Genomic DNA, 4,593 nt, shown 5'->3' on the forward strand with positions numbered 1-4,593 from the left:
GACGCGAGAGTGCTCTCCAGGCGCTCGATGTCCTTCGTGGCGAGGGGGTCAGGGGGTCAGGCGGGTTACTGCCTCTTCCACGGTCAGTTCCTCGCGTTCGCCCGTGCGGCGGTCCTTGAGTTCGACGATGCCCTCGGCGGCGCGGCGGCCCGCGACCAGGATCTGCGGGACGCCGATCAGCTCCGAGTCGGTGAACTTCACGCCCGGGGAGACACCCGCGCGGTCGTCGACCAGGACACGGACGCCGGCGGCGGACAGCTTCGCGGAGACGTCGAGGGCGAGCTCCGTCTGGAGCGCCTTGCCCGCGGCCACCACGTGCACGTCGGCCGGGGCGACCTCCGCGGGCCAGCACAGGCCCTTGTCGTCGGCGGTCTGCTCGGCGAGGGCGGCCACCGCGCGGGAGACGCCTACGCCGTAGGAGCCCATGGTGACGCGGACCGGCTTGCCGTTCCGGCCGAGGACGTCGAGCTTGAGGGCGTCGGCGTACTTGCGGCCCAGCTGGAAGATGTGGCCGATCTCGATGGCGCGGTCCAGCCGCAGTCCCGTGCCGCACGTGGGGCAGGGGTCGCCCTCCTGGACGACGACGACGTCCACGTACGCGTCGACCTCGAAGTCGCGTCCGGCGACCACGTTCTTCGCGTGCGTGTCGGCCTTGTTGGCCCCGGTGATCCAGGCGGTGCCGGGTGCGACACGCGGGTCGGCGATGTAGGTCACCTTGTCCAGGCCCTGCGGGCCGACGTAGCCGCGCACCAGGTCGGGGCGGGCGACGAAGTCGGCCTCGGTGACCATCTCGACCGCTGCCGGGGCGAAGTGCGCCTCGACCTTGCCCATGTCGACCTCGCGGTCGCCGGGCACGCCCACGGCGACGATCTCGCCGTCGACCTTGACCAGCAGGTTCTTCAGCGTCGCCGAGGCCGGCACGCCGAGCGAGGCGGCGAGGGTCTCGATGGTCGGGGTCTCGGGGGTGGGGATGTCCTCGGCGGCCGGGACACCGGTGGCGTCGACCGGCTTCAGCTCGTACGCGATGGCCTCCGTGTTGGCGGCGAAGTCGCAGTTCGGGCAGTCGGCGAAGGTGTCCTCGCCGGCCTCGGCCGGGGCCAGGAACTCCTCGGACTTGGAGCCGCCCATGGCGCCCGCGGTGGCCGCGCAGATGCGGTAGTCGAGTCCGAGACGCTCGAAGATCCGCTGGTAGGCCGCGCGGTGCAGGGCGTACGACCGGGCGAGGCCCTCGTCCTCCAGGTCGAAGGAGTACGAGTCCTTCATCAGGAACTCGCGGCCGCGCAGGATGCCGGCGCGGGGGCGGGCCTCGTCGCGGAACTTGGACTGGATCTGGTAGAGGATCACCGGCAGGTCCTTGTACGAGGACGCCTGGTCCTTCACCATCAGCGTGAAGATCTCCTCGTGGGTGGGGCCGAGGAGGTAGTCGCCGCCCTTGCGGTCCTGGAGACGGAACAGCTCGGGACCGTACTCGTCCCAGCGGCCGGTGGCGTCGTAGGGCTCGCGCGGCAGCAGGGCGGGGAGCAGGACCTCCTGGGCGCCGATGGCGTCCATCTCCTCGCGGACGACGCGCTCGACGTTGGAGAGGACCTTCTTGCCGAGGGGAAGCCACGTCCAGACGCCGGCGGCGGTACGGCGCACATAGCCCGCGCGGACCAGCAGCTTGTGGCTGAGCACCTCGGCGTCCGCCGGGTCCTCGCGCAGCGTCTTCGCCATCAACTGGGACATGCGCTGGACCGGTGCGTTCGCCATGGCTCTCGTACTCCTGCTGCTGGGGGTCCCCCGCTCGAGCGCGGCCGAGAATGGGGGAGGGTGATGACAGGAGGTTAGCCGGGCGGGGCGCGGCGGCGGAAATCGATGGTCCGCCTTCCGCATCCTCGCGCTCTCCGCCGGCCGCTATCCGCGCGGCAGCGGCAGCGGGGCGCCCATGACGGCGTACGGCCTGGCCGCGCTGGGGAAGTGGACCTGCCGGGCGAGATCCTGGTAGCCGAGGGAGCGGTACAGGTGGCGGGCGGGGCTCTCGATGTCGATCGCGGAGAGGATCGAGCGGGGCTGTTCGGCCCCCTCGGTGATCGTGGTGATCAGGGCGCGGCCGATGCCGCGCTGCTGGTGCCGGGGGTGCACGTGCAGTTCGGTGATGACGAAGGAGTCGTCGAGCCAGTCGCCGTGGCCGCGGGCGCGCAGGTACGGCTCGACGACGGTGGACCACCAGTGGGTGCGGTCGTTGGGCATGCCGTAGACGAAGCCGACGAGGTGTCCCCCTACGGTGGCGCCGAAGGCCCTGGCGCCGGGGAAGGTCATGTGGCGCAGCACGATCTGCCGGCGGACGGCCACCTCGTCGGGGCCGAGCCCGAACGCAAGCGCCTGCACGGACAGCGCCTCGTCGACGCGGGCGGGCAGGTCGAGGGGGCCGATCACGATGTCGTCGGGCTCGGAGCGGCCGTGACCGGGAAAGCGCAGCATGTCGGGGAGACTACAGGGGGGCGCCGGTCAGAACAGCACGCTCATGAAGGCGCCGACCTCCTGGAAGCCGACCCTCTCGTACGTCCTGCGGGCGGGGGTGTTGAAGTCGTTGACGTAGAGACTGGCCACGGGAGCCGTGTCGGCGAGGGCGTGGCGCAGGACGGCCGCCATGCCGGGGGCGGCGACGCCCCTGCCCCGGTGCTCGGGGGCCACCCAGACGCCCTGGATCTGGCAGGCGCGGTCGGTCGCGGCGCCGATCTCGGCCTTGAAGACGACCTTGCCGTCGGCGTCGAAGCGGGCGAAGGAGCGGCCCGCGCCGACGAGTTCGGCGACCCGGGCCTGGTAGAGCAGTCCGCCGTCGCCGGCCAGCGGTGAGATGCCGACCTCCTCGGTGAACATCGCCACGCACGCCGGCATGATCGTCTCCAGTTCGTCCCTGCGGACGCGGCGCACGCCGGGGTCGGGGGCGATGTCGTCGGGCACCCGGCCGGTGACCATGAGGGGCTGGTGGGAGCGGACCTCGCGGGCCGGGCCCCACTGTGGTTCGAGCAGCCGCCACAGTGCGGCGGTGGGGCCGGCCGGGCCGACGATGGAGGAACAGCGGCGGCCGGCCCGGCGGGCGCGGTCGGCGAAGGCGCGGACGGCCCGGGGTGTGGCGCAGACGGGTACGAGGTTGGCGCCGGCGTAGCACAGGGACGTCAGGCAGCCGCCCTCGTACCAGCCCCACATCTCGCCGCCGAGCCGCCACGGGTCCAGGCCGGCGATCTGGACCCGGGCCGTCACGAAGGCGTTGGCGACCGGCTCGCGGTCGAGTACGGCGAGGGCGGCATCCAGGTCGCTCGGTTCGAGGACCCGTGAAGTGGTCTGCGTCAACAAGGTGCGGGGGCCTCACACAAAGGGGTCTACCTGATTTCCGCACTGTACCTGCGGAAGCCGGGCATCGCCGCCCCGGTCCCTGGCCGGGCCTCGTCCCCGGATTCCCCGCGGGGACGCCCGCAAACAGGCCGGGGCGTGCCGTCCGGCGTCCGGGACGCTCCGTCAGCCGGCGACCGCGACCTGCGGTTCGCCCGAGGTGACGCCGTCCTTCTCCATCTGTTCGGCGATCTTCATCGCCTCCTCGATCAGCGTCTCGACGATCTTCGACTCGGGAACGGTCTTGATGACCTCACCCTTCACGAAGATCTGCCCCTTGCCGTTGCCGGAGGCCACACCCAGATCGGCCTCCCGGGCCTCACCCGGCCCGTTGACGACACAGCCCATGACAGCCACCCGCAACGGAACCTCCATACCCTCCAGCCCCGCCGTGACCTCTTCCGCCAGCTTGTACACATCGACCTGGGCGCGGCCGCAGGACGGACACGAGACGATCTCCAGCCGCCGCTCCCTGAGCCCCAGCGACTGCAGGATCTGGATCCCCACCTTGATCTCCTCCACCGGCGGAGCCGACAGCGAGACCCGGATGGTGTCCCCGATGCCCTGCGACAGCAGCGCCCCGAAGGCGACCGCCGACTTGATCGTGCCCTGGAAGGCCGGGCCTGCCTCCGTGACGCCGAGGTGCAGCGGGTAGTCGCACTGGGCGGCCAGCTGACGGTAGGCCTCGACCATCACGACCGGGTCGTTGTGCTTGACGGAGATCTTGATGTCCCGGAAGTCGTGCTCCTCGAAGAGGGACGCCTCCCACAGGGCCGACTCGGCCAGCGCCTCGGGAGTCGCCCTGCCGTACTTCTGCAGCAGACGCCGGTCCAGCGAACCGGCGTTCACACCGATACGGATCGGGGTGCCGTGGTCCCTGGCCGCCCGGGCGATCTCCTTGACCTTGTCGTCGAACTGCTTGATGTTCCCCGGATTCACCCGCACCGCCGCACACCCGGCCTCGATCGCCGCGAACACGTACTTCGGCTGGAAATGGATGTCCGCGATCACCGGGATCTGCGACTTGCGGGCGATGGTCGCCAGCGCGTCCGCGTCGTCCTGCGTGGGACAGGCCACCCGCACGATCTGGCAGCCGGAAGCGGTCAGCTCCGCGATCTGCTGAAGCGTCGCCCCGACATCGGACGTACGCGTCGTCGTCATCGACTGCACGGACACGGGGGCGTCCCCGCCCACCGCCACGGACCCGACCTGGATCCACCG

Annotated in this window: 4 protein-coding genes; all 4 read right to left on the reverse strand. The window is 71.2% G+C overall.

Going from position 1 to position 4,593, the window contains the following annotated elements:
- Window positions 1-48: 48 nt before the first annotated feature.
- Window positions 49-1,749 carry a proline--tRNA ligase gene (locus B9S61_RS34060; RefSeq protein WP_103545637.1) on the reverse strand — a complete coding sequence of 567 codons (1,701 nt, stop codon included), beginning with the start codon at window positions 1,747-1,749 and terminating at the stop codon, window positions 49-51.
- Between the two features lie 144 nt (window positions 1,750-1,893).
- Window positions 1,894-2,460 (reverse strand): GNAT family N-acetyltransferase, encoded by a 567-nt coding sequence (locus tag B9S61_RS34065; RefSeq protein ID WP_103545638.1) that lies wholly within the window; start codon window positions 2,458-2,460, stop codon window positions 1,894-1,896.
- A gap of 27 nt (window positions 2,461-2,487) precedes the next feature.
- On the reverse strand, window positions 2,488-3,336 hold the full coding sequence (locus B9S61_RS34070) for a GNAT family N-acetyltransferase (protein WP_103545639.1): 849 nt from the start codon (window positions 3,334-3,336) through the stop codon (window positions 2,488-2,490).
- A 162-nt stretch (window positions 3,337-3,498) separates the two neighbouring features.
- The coding region (ispG, locus tag B9S61_RS34075; protein WP_103545640.1) for a flavodoxin-dependent (E)-4-hydroxy-3-methylbut-2-enyl-diphosphate synthase at window positions 3,499-4,593 on the reverse strand (1,095 nt) is incomplete at its 5' end.

It is taken from the genome of Streptomyces sp. SM1, from assembly GCF_002910825.1.
GTDB classification, from domain to species: Bacteria; Actinomycetota; Actinomycetes; order Streptomycetales; family Streptomycetaceae; genus Streptomyces; species Streptomyces okerensis.